The sequence below is a fragment of the Psychroflexus aurantiacus genome (assembly GCF_010820555.1).
Lineage (GTDB): Bacteria > Bacteroidota > Bacteroidia > Flavobacteriales > Flavobacteriaceae > Psychroflexus > Psychroflexus aurantiacus.
Genome location: NZ_JAAIKD010000004.1, coordinates 255,920 through 271,349, shown reverse-complemented (window position 1 = coordinate 271,349; position 15,430 = coordinate 255,920). Strand labels below are relative to the sequence as shown.

Sequence of the window (15,430 nt, the reverse complement as noted above, 5' to 3'; positions counted from 1 at the left end):
TTTATACATAATTATTATGCTCATTATTGGCATTGCTGGGGGAACTGGAAGTGGTAAAACTACTGTGGTGAACCAAATTATTAATGAATTACAACACGATGAAGTCGATGTGATCTATCAGGATTCTTACTACAAGGATTTGTCGCATTTGCCTATGGAAGAGCGGAAGCAAATCAACTTTGACCATCCTAAATCCATAGACTTTGACCTGTTGGTGGAGCATTTAAAAATTTTGAGAACAGGTGAATCTATCGAGCAGCCTGTATATTCCTTCAAAGAACACAACAGAACCCGGGAAACCATTACCACCAAACCCAAAAAAGTGATGATTGTAGAAGGCATTTTGATATTTACGCATCCGGATATCAGAGAAATGTTCGACATCAAGATATTCGTACATGCCGACAGTGACGAGCGTTTGATGAGGCGGCTTAAGCGAGACATATCGGAACGGGGAAGAGACCTGGACGAAGTTTTAAATCGCTACAAAACCACCCTGAAACCTATGCATCAGCAGTTTATAGAACCCACCAAGGAGTATGCAGATATCATTATTCCGAATAACAGGTTCAATACGGTAGCGATTGATATTGTTCAAACTATAATTAAGGAAAGACTCCTCTAATTTTAGTAACTTACAGCTATGAAATATAAAGACCTTAAGAAAAAGCCTTGGTTCAAATTTATGAGCAACAAATACGTGTTACTGCTCACGGTCTTTCTTATCTGGATGCTGTTTCTGGACAGCAATTCCTGGTTGATTCACAGAGAACTCAACCAGGAAATCGACGAAGTAGAAGCCAACAAACTCTATTATCAAAACGAAATCAAAAAGGACAGGCAAATTCTGAAGGAGCTAGAAGACAGCATTGAGATAGAGCGATTCGCCAGAGAAACCTATTTCATGAAACGACCCCATGAAGACATTTATATCATTGAATACGAAGACAGCTTAAACACCGATAAAGATGAGTAAGACATTATTTGAAGCCTTTGATCCGGTTTCGGCGAAAGCCTGGAAGCAAAAGATACAAGCTGATTTAAAAGGAGCTGATTACAATAAAACCCTTGTCAATTCTACCGACGAAGGGATTGACATCAAGCCTTTTTACCATGCAGATCATCACGATTACGATTTTTCGCTACCTGACTCTCCAGCCTGGTATGTCACTGAAAAGCTTTATCTGGAAAATGTTGAGATCACTATTCAAAATGCTAAAGATGTTATAGAACGCGGTGCAGAAAGCCTATGGATCATCATTCCTGAAGCGGATGATAAAAAATTAAAGTTTTTTGAAGCTTTAAAAGAGGATAAGACCCCGCTTTTTGTCGAGTTCTTATTTCAGGATTATGCGTTTTTTGAAAAATTAAGCACCTGTCTTAGACATCACGATAAAAAAGCCTGGCTGGGTTTTGATCCGGTTCACCAGCTGGCTTCCAGTGGAAATTGGTTTAAAAATCAAAAAGAAGACTTTGAAGTTTTTTTAAAAACCACAACACTTTCAGGTTTTAAAAATCAGATTAACATCGATGCCAGGCTGTATCAAAATTCCGGTGGACTCATCATTCAACAGCTAGCCTATGCTTTGGCTCATCTTAATGAATATCTAAATGTTTTAAACCGAGACGATTCAAAATTGACCGGCCTGACTGTCAATCTGATCATGAGTCTGGGATCCAATTATTTCTTTGAAATCGCAAAACTGAAAGCCCTACGCCTTTTGGCCCAAAGTCTAGCCGGCGAATATGACATTGACATTGAACTCCATATCATCGCTGAGCCCAGCAAGCGTAACCACAGCATCTACGATTATAATATGAATATGCTGCGCACGACCACTGCGTGTATGAGCGGGATTTTGGGAGGCGCCAATTGGGTGAATAACCTCGCTTACGATGAAATTTTTCATAAACGCAACGAGTTTGGCGAACGGATTTCCAGAAATCAGTTGCTGATACTGAAACAGGAAAGCTATTTTGATAAGGTCTTAAATCCTGTAGACGGCACCTATTACATTGAGAGTCTGACCAGGGAACTGGCAGAAAAAGCTTTAGCTATTTTTAAAACGATTGAAGCTGGTCAGGGTTTCATTCAGCAGCTATTTGAAGGTAAAATTCAGAAGAAAATAAAAGAAAGCGCTGAGAAGGAACAATCCAAAGTCAATTCCGGGGATTTCACCTTAGTGGGTTTGAACAAGTATAAAAATCTGGAAGACCGAATGTCACAGGATTTAGAGCTTTTCCCATTTCTCAAGCAGCATCAGCGAAAAACACTGATTGAACCTATTCTTGAGAAACGACTGGCTGAACCCCATGAAAAAGAAAGGCTGGAGAAAGAAAAAACAAATCCATCTTCAAAATCGAATGCGTAGTATGGAAAGAAAAGATATACAGCAGATCAGTTTAAAGTCGGCTTCCCGCAAGCAGCAGGAAGAGGTCACTAAATTTAAAACTGCAGAACAGATCAAATTAAAATCGACTTATGCGAAAGACGATTTAGAGAAGATCGAACATCGGGATTTTGTAGCAGGAATGGCTCCTTACCTGCGCGGGCCCTACTCGACGATGTACGTTATAAGGCCATGGACCATACGCCAGTACGCTGGCTTCTCTACTGCAGAGGAAAGTAATGCTTTCTATAGACGAAATCTTGCCGCCGGACAAAAAGGGCTTTCGGTAGCATTCGATTTGCCAACCCACAGAGGTTACGATAGTGACCACGAACGCGTGGTTGGGGATGTCGGTAAAGCTGGCGTAGCAATCGATACCATCGAAGACATGAAGGTTTTATTCGACCAGATTCCTTTGGATAAAATGTCGGTTTCCATGACCATGAATGGTGCGGTTTTGCCAATCATGGCCTTTTATATCGCCGCTGCTGAAGAAACTGGCGTAAAGCAGGAACAGCTTTCGGGAACGATTCAAAATGACATTTTGAAGGAGTTTATGGTAAGAAATACGTACATCTATCCTCCTACGCCCTCCATGAAAATCATTTCTGATATTTTTGAATTTACATCTCAGAATATGCCTAAATTCAACAGCATCAGTATCTCCGGCTATCACATGCAGGAGGCCGGAGCTACGGCAGATATTGAACTGGCTTATACCCTGGCTGACGGACTGGAATACATCAAGAAAGGACTGGATGCCGGCATGGACATCGATACCTTTGCGCCACGACTTTCCTTTTTTTGGGGCGTAGGGATGAATCATTTCATGGAAATTGCCAAAATGAGAGCAGCGAGAATGCTCTGGGCCAAACTGGTCAAACGCTTTCAACCTAAAAATCCTAAATCTTTAGCCTTAAGAACACATTCACAAACCAGTGGATGGACACTTACCGAACAGGATCCCTTCAATAATGTGGCAAGAACCTGTATTGAAGCCACAGCCGCCGCTTTTGGCGGGACGCAAAGCTTACATACCAATGCCCTGGACGAAGCCATAGCACTCCCGACTGACTTTTCTGCACGTATTGCAAGGAATACACAAATTTACCTGCAGGAAGAAACGGGAATCACAAGTACTGTTGATCCCTGGGCTGGTAGTTATTATGTAGAAAAGCTGACTCATGACATTGCTAAACAGGCCTGGAAACACATTGAAGAAGTGGAGGAACTTGGGGGCATGACCAAGGCTATTGAAGCTGGAATTCCCAAACTGAGAATAGAACAGGCCGCTGCCAAAAAGCAGGCCAGAATCGATAGCGGAACCGATAAAATCATAGGGATCAATGCTTACAGATTGAAGCAGGAAGATCCCATCGTCACCCTGGAGGTGGATAATCAAACCGTGAGAAGACAGCAACTTGAAAAGCTTTCCAAAATTAAAGCGGAGCGCGATAATGAAAAAGTTAAACACAGCCTGAACGAACTCACCCGAATCGCCAGAGAAGAAAACGGTAATCTTTTGGAGGCTGCTGTTATAGCGGCCAGAGCAAGAGCCACTTTGGGCGAAATTAGCGATGCTCTTGAAGACGTTTACGGGAGACATCAGGCCAAAATACAATCCTTTAGTGGTGTTTATAGCAAAGAGATGAAAACAGACGAATCCTTTAGTAAAGCGCAGGCCTTAGCCGATGAGTTTGCCGAAAAAGAAGGTCGCCGACCAAGAATCATGATTGCCAAAATGGGACAGGATGGTCACGACAGGGGCGCCAAAGTGGTAGCAACAGGCTATGCCGATGTAGGCTTTGACGTCGATATTGGTCCTTTATTCCAAACGCCTCAGGAAGCGGCAAGACAGGCTGTGGAAAACGATGTGCATATCCTTGGTGTATCTTCCCTGGCTGCGGGTCATAAGACACTTGTGCCCGAAGTCATTGCTGAACTTAAAAAACTCGGCAGAGAAGACATTATGGTTATTGTTGGTGGAGTCATTCCTTCAGCAGACTATAAATTTCTTTTCGATGCAGGTGCTGTGGCTGTTTTTGGTCCCGGCAGTAAAATCAGTGAGGCTGCCATTCAGATTTTAGAGATCCTGAATGATAGTTTTTAAGACCTTTAAATATTAGTCAACTTTTAAAATCAAAATAACGGGAGTTAAACCTCACAGTCTCAAAAACTTCGGGACTTTGAGGTCTTAGAGATGTCTATATCAACAATAGATGCTCTGTACAGATTAATTTTAATTTAATACTAAATTCAGAATAAAAAAAAGGTATTGTTTTAGTTTAGCGTAAAAACTTATCCAGTCATGGCTATCATAGGAAACATCATCAAAGGCGTTATCAACCTCAGAAATTCCATTTCTTCTGAGACAGACCATATCAAAAATCAAAAGGAAACACTTAAGTTTTTACTGGATAAAGCAAAGCTAACTGAGTTTGGAAAGCATTATAAATTTTCAAAAATTTTAGATTCAAGCCACCCCTATAAAGCATTCAAATCTACCATCCCCTATTTCGATTATGATAAAATCCATAACGACTGGTGGTACAAGCTTCACGAAGGAAAAGATAATGTCACCTGGCCAGGACATCCGGATTACTTTGCGTTAAGTTCGGGCACCACAGGTAAAACCAGCAAGCGAATTCCCGTCACCGATGATATGATTGAGGCCATTAAAAATGCCGGTATCAAACAGGTTTTGGCGATGGAAAACTTTGATTTGCCGGCCGATTTCTTTGAAAAAGAAATCATGATGCTGGGAAGCTCTACTAATCTTGAAAAAAACAACGAACACGTTGAAGGAGAAATCAGCGGGATAAGCGCGAGTCGAATTCCGTTTTGGTTTCGCGGGTTTTATAAGCCTGGCGAAGAAATTTCTAAGATTGATGACTGGGATGAACGCGTCCAAAAGATAGCTGAACATGCTAAAAGCTGGGATATTGGCGCTTTAAGCGGCATTCCTTCCTGGATGGAACTGATGATGGAAAAAGTCATCGACTACCATAAAGTCGATCACATACATGAGATCTGGCCCAACCTTAAAGTCTACACCTCCGGGGGTGTGGCCTTTGGACCTTACGAAAAAAGCTTTAAACGCTTGACGGGTAAACCCGTTGAAGTGGTAGATACTTATTTAGCTTCAGAGGGCTTTATAGCCCTGCAAACCCGACCAGAAACCGATGCCATGCAGCTGCTTACCGATAATGGAATCTTTTTTGAATTCGTTCCGTTTCAGCCAGACTATATCAATCCGGATGGGTCTTTAAAAGCAAACTCACCAAGTATCAGCCTTGAAGACGTGGAACTCGATCAGGATTATGTTCTTCTCGTGAGCACCGTAAGTGGTGCCTGGCGTTACAGCATTGGAGACACCATTCAGTTTATCGACATTGCCAAGGCTGAAATCAAAATCACCGGACGCACCAAATTCTTTTTAAATACAGTGGGCTCCCAGTTATCGGTCAATAAGATGGATGCTGCTATGAAAACCCTGGAAGATCAATTTGATATCGATATTTCAGAATACACCATCTGTGCTAAGCGCGGAGAAGATGATGAATTTTATCACTATTGGTATTTAGGGACTTCAGACACGAGCTTAGATTCTTCTAAAGTGGCAGAAGCTTTGGATGAAGCTTTGCAGGCTGCCAATAAAAATTATAAAGTTGCCAGAACCAAAGCCTTAAAAGGCGTTAAAGTCGAGCTCATCAAACCTAAAGTGTTTTACGACTGGAACGCCCGAAATAAAAAGAAGGGCGGACAGGTAAAGATGGAACGGGTGATGAACGAAGAGAAATTCGAAGACTGGGAAAAATTTGTTCAGGAGCACTGATTAGCGCTCCTGGACAATCTGCATGATTTCTTCAGGTGATAAGTAATACCGCTGAATCCGTTTTTTATAATTTTTATCAATATCGGCGTGGTCGAGTATGAAGTTTTTGGTTTTTAAAATATAGTCCTCCATACCTTGATTCACGGCAAAGGTATCTGCAGCGCGTTCAGCTTCAATGATGTGTTTTTCCATATATAAATACCGGATTCCAAACCAAATCAAATTTAGAACACTTCGATTTTCATAATCCAGAATGTGACCTAGCTCATGGCCTATCCAACCCGTCATGACTTCCGAGGGAACATTGATGGTTTTAAACTCCTGTCCCGATATCTTAAATTTCTCGCTTATAAAAATATAATATTCTCGATCGGACCGTGGTTTGAGCAAACTCTTGAATCTGGGCTGAGCCTGCATAGTCGATTTCTTGATGTCAGCCTTGAACTTAAAGGTAATCTTAACCTCACTCAACTGCGGAAAAAAACCCAAAGCCAGCTCTATTTCATCTGCGATAGATTCCGGATAAACATGATATTCTTGACCTCTCATAGAATGTTTAGACTTATGATATTAAGGTAGTGATTAAGTTATCTTTTAATTCTTTTTCTTGAATATACCTCCGAGTATATCCTTTATGGCACCTTCTTTGGTTTGGGTAGTATCTGTCTGAGTAGAGTCGACCGCTTTGTCGCCTCCCAGTAATTTATCGATTTGCCCGCCAATCTTATCTTTTACAGTATTTTTTAGTTTTTCTTTTTGTGCTTCTACAATTTGATTGGTCAGGCTTTGTATTGCACGTTCAGTGTTGACTTGAATTTGCGGATTGGAAAAACTACCCGATATCCCTACCGGAAGATTGACACTCATAGCACTTAAATCCGCACTGCTTAACTGTGCCAGCTTACGTCCTACTTCATCTCCAAAATATCTTGCAGGGACATTAAAACTCAATTTATAATCCATTGAATTTTCAAAGCTATGACTTCCCGAAACATTAACCTTGATGTCTTCTACCTTAAAATTAAAGTCCTCAATATTTATTGCTCCATTTTTAAAGTTAAACTGAGTGATTAAGTCATTCACTTTCAACTTGTCAAAATTTAAAAAGTTGAATTGACTATTAAGCTGTGAAAACAGAGGCATTTTATTTTGCTCTACCTGAGCATTGATTATTTTTGCCCATGCACTTCCTGTAAGAGAGGCATAAACCGGCATTAAATCCTTGGTAAGATTGCCCTGTAAGTTTATAGTTGTAGAAGCAATTCCTTCCAGTGCCTGCGCTATGGGTGCCAGCCCTTTGATCAGTTTCATCTGCTGAAAAGCCTCCAGTATTTTAAAGGTGTTAAGGCTTAAGTTCATATCGAAATTTGGAGTATTGGCTGTAGAAACCTTTCCGTCCAGTTGTATATTTCCACCAAAGATATCCGCACTGATATCTTTAAGTATGGCATTTTCTTCTTTCAAAGCCAGACTTCCTTTTGCATTGTTTAATGTTAAGTTGTCATACTTTACATTTTCAGCTTTAAAATTCAATACAATATCTAAAAACTTTGGAATTTGAATGGCTTCCGTTGTGGTGTCAGAGGCTGTTTTGGATGTTGAAGTTTTAGAGGTTGAAGTGGTTTGACTTTCAACCCTGAAGTCTGAAATGTCAAATTGAGTTGATGTCGCTTTAAAAGTTCCTCTAAGCGGCTGATCTGAAAAGGCAAAACCCAGTATGTTTTTCAAATCGCCTGTCATCTGTACATCAGAAGAACCGGCAGTCATTTCAAAATTATTAAGCTGGGCCGCATCACTTGTAAAATCTACCGTTGCAACTTCGATATGCAATGGTTTTGCAAGTTCAGGTGATGTATAATCGAACTTCGACAGACGCATTGACCCTTGAGCGCTTACGTTTTCATAAGCTTGACGCTCCAGAGAATTCATATCAAAATTGGCGGTTAAATCTGCATCCAGAAAACCACTTAATTCTTGTTCTAAGTCAACTGGGTAAGCCTTGGAAATATTAGCTAGGTTTAACCTTCCATCGGCTTTTAGATCTATCAGCATGTTGGTTGTTAGGTTCTTCACAGAACCACTTCCTGCAAAACGATCCTGGTCAATTCTGAACTTGACATCGTTAAAATTGATGTAAGTATCTTCCACAAGTCCGGTTTCATTTTTAATGACGAGGTTAAGTGAAATGTCTTCCACTTTTTTAGGCAAATTCGGATATTGAAAAGAGGCATTAGAGCTTGAGGCTGAAATATCTAACTTTGGAATATACTGCTCATCAACTCTACCCTTTATCAAACCTTCCAGTTGAAAGTCTCCTGTAGTTATCACACCATCCAGATTGGCTGCATAAGTTTCTGGAATTAAAGCAAGAAAATTTTTGAAATCTGAAGAGGGTGTAGAAAACTGAAGGTCAATCTCATTATAGTCTTCAAACACCTGCACATAACCTTCAAATTCTAAAGGGAGTTGATTGACAACCGCTTCATTGTCTAAGAAGGAGAACTTCATAGTTTCCAAATCCATTTTCAAATCCGCATCCAGGGCGATTGAATTGTTTTTTAAGTAGTTGGTTCCCTCATAATCAAACGAAATTTTAGAATCTGTATGTGTTTCCAGAGTAAACACTGAAGCGGCAAAATCGCCATCTCCCGTATGATTGAAATCACGTAATTTTAAAAAAAGATTACCGCTTTCATCAAGATAATTTATTCTGGAAGAATTGATTTCGTAATGATTCAGATTAAGTTGGAATGGTTCTTTGACCTCTTTGTTACTGGAATCTGCTGTTTCAGGAGTTTTTGCAATGTCATAGTTGGTGTTTCCTAGAGAATCCACTTTTATATTGACCACCGCTTCGTTTAAATAAATTTCGTCAATGTTTAAGCCCTCATCTTTAAAAAGCTGCATGACACCCATTGCGAGATTGAATTCTTTTGCATAGAGTAATGTATCTCCTTCAAAAGGAGCTTTATTGATCAGACTTAGATTTTCAAGGCTAAGGCTTGCATCAGGAAAATTTCTGAATAAGCTCAGATCTAAAGAAGACCATTCTACCTGAGCGTTTACATTATCATTAGCTGCCTTTTTTACCATTTTTTCTATGCTTCCCTGAAATAAAATGGGAGTAAGAAATAATGCAATAATGAGTACCAACGCAATAATTCCTATAATTTTAAGAGCCTTTTTCATAAATAAAATTTGACCTAAAATTACATAAAGGCTTTTCCTTTATACCCAAAAAAGAATTAAAATTTAGAATTGTTCAACCTGAAGATCTTAGGATTCCGGCAATTCTTCGTTTGGTTTCAATTGAAACTTTTTACGCAGGAGGTAAACGATTAGATAGAGGAAAGGCGTGTCCAAAATGGCAATAAGCACTTTAAAAAGGAATCCGCTTAAAAGTAAACCCCAGAAGAGTTCCCATTTCAGTTCCCCGAAAATACTGAGTAAAAAAACCACCGCAAAGGTGTCCACAAACTGAGATAAAAACGTAGAGAAGTTATTCCTTAACCACAGGTGCTTGCCGTTGGTCAATTTTTTCCAGAAGTGGAAGATATAGATGTCGACATACTGAGCCAGCAAATAGGCCATCATGGACGCGCCAACGGCGATTGTCGTGGCCCCAAACACATTACTGAATATTTCATCACCAATTGGAGACCAGCTGGTAGAAGGTACAGCATCTGATATCAATACGATAAGCAGTGAGAATACGGATGCAAAAATACCCAAAGTCACTACCTGATTGGCTTTCTTCTTTCCATAAATCTCACTTATGGAATCTGTGATTAAAAAGGTTATGGGATAAGGTAAAACGCCGACAGATATTTCAAAGGTGTATAAACCGAAGAAATCCCAGTAAAAAAATTTCTGAAAAATAAGGTTGGAAACCACCAAAGACGTAATAAACAAAGCCGCTAGAATAAGATAGATGCGGTCTGAAGAAAGTTTTTGTACTGCTGTCAATTATATTTGCATTTGATATTTACCTTTGTGGCAAAATTTAGCAACAAATCTAAAGAAACGCTAAGTCTGACAGTAGATTCTAAATCAATATTTAATAAAATTTTCTAAAAAGATTGAATACAATCACCACAACATATATTGCCCTAGGTAGCAATCAAGGCGATAAACTGACTTTGCTTAAAGAGGCAATCCATGAAATATACAGAACGGTAGGTGATGTCACTCAGGTATCAAAAGTTTATAAGACGCCAGCCTGGGGGTTTGAGGGGGAGGATTTTTTGAATGCCGTGATAGAAGTAAAGACCCGATGTTCTGCTAAAATCACTTTAGAAAAACTCCTGGCTATTGAACTCCAGCTGGGAAGAACACGATTAAACACCGAAGGCTATCAGGCCAGAACCATAGATCTCGATATTCTACTTTACGGAGAGGAGGTGGTAAATACAAAGTCGCTCAGCATTCCACATCCTAAACTGTCTGAGAGAAATTTTGTCCTCTACCCCTTAGCAGATTTAGTTCCCAGCCTGGTCCACCCTACACTAAATCAAAGCATTTCAAACCTGGTGTCAGCGAGTCCGGACGATTCGCCTATCGAGGCGATTACAGAGCAGCTTCAACCCAGAACCGCAGAATTCAGGCAGGTAAATTACCTCACCATTGAAGGAAACATTGGCTCAGGAAAAACAAGTCTGGTTGAAATGATAGCCGAAGATTTCAACGGCAAGCTGATTCTGGAGCGGTTTAAGGACAATCCGTTTTTGCCTAAATTTTACGAAGACCAAAGCCGATTTGCGTTTCCGCTTGAAATGTCTTTTCTGGCAGATCGTCATCAGCAGCTGATGGATGATATCTCACAGCTGGATTTATTTTCAGACTTTGCCATATCAGATTATAACCCCAACAAATCTCTGATTTTCTCGAAAGTCACGCTTCAGGAAGATGAATACGCCCTGTACAAAAAAATATTTGCCATCATGTATAGCGAAGTCCCCAAGCCTGACGTATACGTTTATCTTTATCAGAATGTAGACCGCTTACTCCGTAATATCAAAAAACGAGGCAGGGATTACGAGCAGAACATATCTCCTGAGTATCTTAAAAACATCCATGACGGTTATCTGAACTTTTTCAATTCTCAAAATAAAATCGATGTCAAAATTATCGATATTTCAGATTTGGATTTTGTGGCCAATCGGGAAGACTATTTATTCCTGATCAATAAGATTTCAGAAATCAACTCAAAGGTTTCAGGTTAAGTTTTTCAGAAGCCATTCCCCGACTTCCAGTCCCCGATGAACAGCTCCATCCATGTATCCTGGAGTCTGCGCTGCAGTTTCGGACGCTGAAAAAAACAGGCGATTATTAAAAAAACCTTCTCTTAGCCCGGGGTTTCCATTGTTTTGGTGTGGAACGAGCAGGACCGCTTTTTCATGAATGGTAAATTTTTCTTCCCTCCAATTTATATCGGCGTAGGCCTGAGTTTGGACGTCATCACTTAAAAATACTGTAGCCAGCTGCTTTAAGACCCTTTGTTTTCTCTCAGCTTCCTTAAGTTTGGAATAGTTCGAATTTAAAAAGCCCACGAGCGCATGTTGCGCTTTACTCACATCACTGTGATCGTACATTTCCTGTATGATTTGCTGAGGACTCATCAGGGTGCCTATGAACCCATCTTTTTTCCAAAAAGCTGAATCAAAGGCAACCGAAAACTTGATGGAATCTGACATCCAGGTATGTGTTTTTGATAATAAAGCGTTTGAAAATTCTGATAAACCGGGTTCAAAGCGGATACTATCTGTAATCAACTGTGGCGGGATGCTCATCACCAGATAATCCGCCTTAAACTCCCTGTCTACGGTCCGGATTTCGAAACCCTGATCAAACTTTACTGATTTCACAACTTCATTGTAATGAATCGGAACTGAACTTTGCTGTTTCAACGCCTCTATAAGTGAAGATGAACCGGTTTCAAATTTATAGGTGGAGGAACCTGCCTGACCCGGAATTTGAAACCGCTCAAGGTTTCCTTTAGGACGGAAATCATAAATGGCCTCCCTCCCATTGTCCTGTGTTTTATAAGGGATGTCTAATTCACGGACGAGCTTGAGAAGGCTGGTATGCTGTGGTCCAAACCAGGTAGCCCCCAATTCTAAGTGTTTGGAATTTAGATTTTTAGTCAGGATCCTGCCACCTGATCTCGGTCTGGCTTCTAACATTTCAACAGACACATTGGAGTTCCTCAGCGCATAGGCCGTTGATAAACCACTTAAACCTGCTCCAACTATCAAAATCTTAGGCATCCTGCTCTTTTCTGCAAATATCAATTTAAAACAGTAGGTTTCTGATTCTTAAATTGTAAAGTAAAATTAAAATTGAGGAATGAAAATTGTTCTTAGCCTTTGAACTCTTACTTTCACGTTTTTAAAGCAATTTTGAAAATTTAATACGAGGTTGTTTAAATTAACACTATGTCCATAACACTGAAACAAGATATCATTCGGAAAATAGAAGCTGAGAAAGCTAAAGTTTCCAATGTCTATCAAATTAAAAGCAAAACGGTAAAATTTACAGAACAGCTTTTTTTAACTCTGTTTGATAAGGAAACCGATGTTACTAGCGGGATGGATGAACTGGAATTACAATTCAAAGTTCTAGCCGATCTGGTATGCTTCAAAGAGGAAGACCCCTGTCGGGAAATCTGGACCGATTTCATGAAAAAACTGCCCGATATTCTTCAGAAATTGAATAAAGACGCCTGTTTTATCAAAGAAAATGATCCAGCAGCCCATTCTATAGACGAAGTTTACCTGGCTTATCCCGGGTTTTATGCCATCGCCATTTATAGATTAAGTCATGCCTTGCTGGAGTTTGGCTTGCCTATCGTGCCGCGCTTAATGTCGGAATGTGCACATACGTCGACTGGTACCGACATCAACCCCGGGGCTAAGATCGGGAATCCATTTTTTATCGATCATGCCACAGGAGTTGTCATTGGAGAAACCTGTGAGATCGAGGATTGCGTAAAAATTTATCAGGGAGTCACCCTTGGCGCTTTACTGGTGGAAAAGACCCTGAAATACAAGAAAAGACATCCAACCATAAAAAGCAATGTCACCATTTATGCCAATGCAACAATTCTTGGAGGTGAAACCGTCATTGGAGAAGGTTCAATCATTGGTGGAAATGTCTGGTTAACCAAATCTGTGCCCAGCAATTCTTTTGTGACCCATAAACCTATGGTGAAAATCAATCAAAACAAAAATCATGAGTAGAAGCATATTAAACTTAATCGGAAATACACCCCTTGTAGAAGCAAAAACCCTGGTCAAAAATCCCAATGTCAAACTGTTTCTCAAACTGGAAGGACAAAATCCGGGGGGAAGTGTCAAAGACCGTGCAGCTTACAATATGATAAAATCCGCCATGGAACGTGGAGACATCGATCAAAATACAAAATTGATTGAGCCTACCAGCGGAAATACAGGCATCGCCCTGGCCATGGTAGCCGGTATTTTTGGTCTGGATATAGAACTGGTGATGCCTGAAAATGCAACTCAGGAACGCGTACAAACGATGAAGGCTTACGGAGCAAAAGTCACTCTAACCGATGGCGATAAAGGCATCATGTATTCTCGGGATTATGCAGAGGAAAAAGTAAAAACCGGCAACTATTATATGTTCGATCAATTTGCAAATGAAGACAACTGGAAGGCGCATTACAATACGACCGGTCCGGAAGTGTGGAGAGATACAGACCAAAAAGTAACTCACTTTGTCTCTTCTATGGGAACTACAGGAACCATTATGGGAACCTCCAGATTTCTAAAAGAACAAAACAGCGCCATACAACTAGTGGGAGTTCACCCGGCAGAAGGAACCAAAATTCCAGGCATACGCAAATGGCCGGAAGACTATTTACCTAAAATCTATGATTCAAGCCGTGTAGACCATATTTATGAAGTCAATGAGGAGGAAGCCAGGAAAATGGCGAGGTACCTTGCCGAAAAAGAGGGCATCTTCTCGGGGATGAGTTCTGGTGGAGCGACGGCTGCCGCTGTTAAACTTTGTGAAAGCCTGGAACATGGGGTCGTCGTCAGTATTATCTGCGATCGCGGAGACCGGTATCTTTCCTCGGACCTGTTCACCTCTTAATGATTTCAGGTCTAAAATGTTAAAATTACAAGTCTTTTAGCAGTTTTATTCTGAAAAGTGAATTAAAAACTTAAATTTCGCCACTTAACGCATAAATTATTGTCTATGCCTAATGTGTATATAAGTGGTACCGGAGCCTATGTGCCTCCAAAAGTAGTTCCAAATTCTTTTTTTGAAAAAGTAGGTTCCTCAGATGAGTGGATTTTTAATAAACTGGGGATTAAAGAGCGCCGAATCGTAGAAGATGAGGCCACAAGTGATTTGGCTTATAAAGCTGGTCTGGATGCTGTAGAAAATGCTAATCTAAAGGTGGAAGATATCGATCTTATCATCGTGGCAACCACCACTCCGGATCGGCAGGCACCTTCCTGTGCGTGTTTTGTACAGGAAAAAATGAAAGCCTTCAATGCTGTAGCCTTTGATGTCGCTGCGGTTTGTTCAGGTGCATTATTCACCATTTCGGTGGGCTATCAATTTGTAAAAAATGGGGTGTATAACAATGTGTTAGTCATTGGAGCCGACACCTTCTCGAATATCATTGACTGGGAACGCAGGGATTCTGTATTTTTTGGAGATGGCGCCGGAGCTTTAATCTTAAGTAAAACAGAGGAAGACAAAGGTTTTGTAGACTTCAATCTACATTCAGACGGGCGTGGCAAAGAACATTTCACCGTTCCTGGCGGGGGCTCCGAAACACCTGTTTCCAAAGAAACTATAGAAAAGCGCATGCATTATTTCCAGATGAACGGGAAGGAAGTATTTGATACGGCGACTAAGGTCGTCCCTGAATCCATAAGCGAACTTTTAGAAAAAAACAAGACGTCGATTGATGAAGTGAGTTTTATGATTCCTCATCAACCCAGTATCGGAATTTTAAAAAGCATTGCTAAACAAATAAACATGCCTTTTGAAAAGGTAATGACCAATATGGACCGGTATGCCAATACCTCAGGAGCAACGATTCCTTTGGTCTTAGACGAAGTCCATAAGGCAGGCAAATTTAAGGACGGTGATTTACTTCTCTTTGCTGCTGTTGGTGCCGGATGGACCTGGGGAACTGCACTTTATAAATGGTAATTAAAACTTG

The 15,430-nt window shown here is 40.5% G+C and carries 13 protein-coding genes; 9 read left to right on the top strand and 4 right to left on the bottom strand.

Annotation, left to right across the window (positions count from 1 at the left end; all coding sequences use genetic code 11):
* Positions 1-16 precede the first annotated feature (16 nt).
* The 5 genes from udk to G3567_RS08690 all read left to right on the top strand — a co-directional run bounded on the left by udk (position 17) and on the right by G3567_RS08690 (position 6,225).
* Positions 17-625: a uridine kinase gene (udk, locus tag G3567_RS08710; protein WP_164004942.1), complete on the top strand. Its 609-nt coding sequence runs from the start codon at positions 17-19 to the stop codon at positions 623-625.
* A gap of 18 nt (positions 626-643) precedes the next feature.
* Positions 644-976, top strand: a complete 333-nt coding sequence (locus tag G3567_RS08705; protein ID WP_164004941.1) for an FtsB family cell division protein — start codon at positions 644-646, stop codon at positions 974-976.
* Positions 969-2,372 carry a methylmalonyl-CoA mutase subunit beta gene (locus G3567_RS08700; RefSeq protein WP_164004940.1) on the top strand — a complete coding sequence of 468 codons (1,404 nt, stop codon included), beginning with the start codon at positions 969-971 and terminating at the stop codon, positions 2,370-2,372. The genes G3567_RS08705 and G3567_RS08700 overlap by 8 nt, the downstream gene beginning before the upstream one ends.
* A 1-nt stretch (position 2,373) precedes the next feature.
* A complete protein-coding gene (scpA, locus tag G3567_RS08695) occupies positions 2,374-4,500 on the top strand; it encodes a methylmalonyl-CoA mutase (protein ID WP_164004939.1) in 2,127 nt (708 codons plus the stop codon).
* A 198-nt stretch (positions 4,501-4,698) separates the two neighbouring features.
* The gene (locus G3567_RS08690) at positions 4,699-6,225 is read left to right on the top strand and encodes a GH3 family domain-containing protein (protein WP_164004938.1); all 1,527 of its coding nucleotides are present in this window, start codon (positions 4,699-4,701) and stop codon (positions 6,223-6,225) included.
* On the opposite strand, the gene G3567_RS08685 is transcribed toward G3567_RS08690, so the two are convergent.
* The 3 genes from G3567_RS08685 to G3567_RS08675 form a co-directional block, all read right to left on the bottom strand.
* Positions 6,226-6,774 carry a hypothetical protein gene (locus G3567_RS08685; protein WP_164004937.1) on the bottom strand — a complete coding sequence of 183 codons (549 nt, stop codon included), beginning with the start codon at positions 6,772-6,774 and terminating at the stop codon, positions 6,226-6,228. It abuts the gene before it with no gap.
* A gap of 45 nt (positions 6,775-6,819) precedes the next feature.
* Positions 6,820-9,414, bottom strand: coding sequence for an AsmA-like C-terminal region-containing protein (locus tag G3567_RS08680; RefSeq protein WP_164004936.1), 2,595 nt, complete (start codon positions 9,412-9,414; stop codon positions 6,820-6,822).
* A gap of 87 nt (positions 9,415-9,501) precedes the next feature.
* Positions 9,502-10,191 (bottom strand): queuosine precursor transporter, encoded by a 690-nt coding sequence (locus tag G3567_RS08675; RefSeq protein ID WP_164004935.1) that lies wholly within the window; start codon positions 10,189-10,191, stop codon positions 9,502-9,504.
* A 113-nt stretch (positions 10,192-10,304) separates the two neighbouring features.
* On the opposite strand from G3567_RS08675, the gene folK reads away from it, so the two are divergent.
* Complete coding sequence (folK, locus tag G3567_RS08670; RefSeq protein ID WP_164004934.1) at positions 10,305-11,447, top strand: 2-amino-4-hydroxy-6-hydroxymethyldihydropteridine diphosphokinase; 1,143 nt, start codon at positions 10,305-10,307, stop codon at positions 11,445-11,447.
* On the opposite strand, the gene G3567_RS08665 is transcribed toward folK, so the two are convergent.
* On the bottom strand, positions 11,439-12,491 hold the full coding sequence (locus tag G3567_RS08665) for a flavin monoamine oxidase family protein (RefSeq protein ID WP_164004933.1): 1,053 nt from the start codon (positions 12,489-12,491) through the stop codon (positions 11,439-11,441). The genes folK and G3567_RS08665 overlap by 9 nt on opposite strands.
* Before the next feature lie 168 nt (positions 12,492-12,659).
* Between G3567_RS08665 and G3567_RS08660 the strand changes: the two genes are divergently transcribed.
* The 3 genes from G3567_RS08660 to G3567_RS08650 all read left to right on the top strand — a co-directional run bounded on the left by G3567_RS08660 (position 12,660) and on the right by G3567_RS08650 (position 15,420).
* Positions 12,660-13,463, top strand: coding sequence for a serine O-acetyltransferase (locus G3567_RS08660; protein WP_164004932.1), 804 nt, complete (start codon positions 12,660-12,662; stop codon positions 13,461-13,463).
* Positions 13,456-14,343 carry a cysteine synthase CysM gene (gene cysM / locus G3567_RS08655; protein ID WP_164004931.1) on the top strand — a complete coding sequence of 296 codons (888 nt, stop codon included), beginning with the start codon at positions 13,456-13,458 and terminating at the stop codon, positions 14,341-14,343. Before G3567_RS08660 ends, cysM begins: the two co-directional genes overlap by 8 nt.
* Before the next feature lie 105 nt (positions 14,344-14,448).
* A complete protein-coding gene (locus G3567_RS08650) occupies positions 14,449-15,420 on the top strand; it encodes a 3-oxoacyl-ACP synthase III family protein (RefSeq protein WP_164004930.1) in 972 nt (323 codons plus the stop codon).
* Positions 15,421-15,430 lie beyond the last annotated feature (10 nt).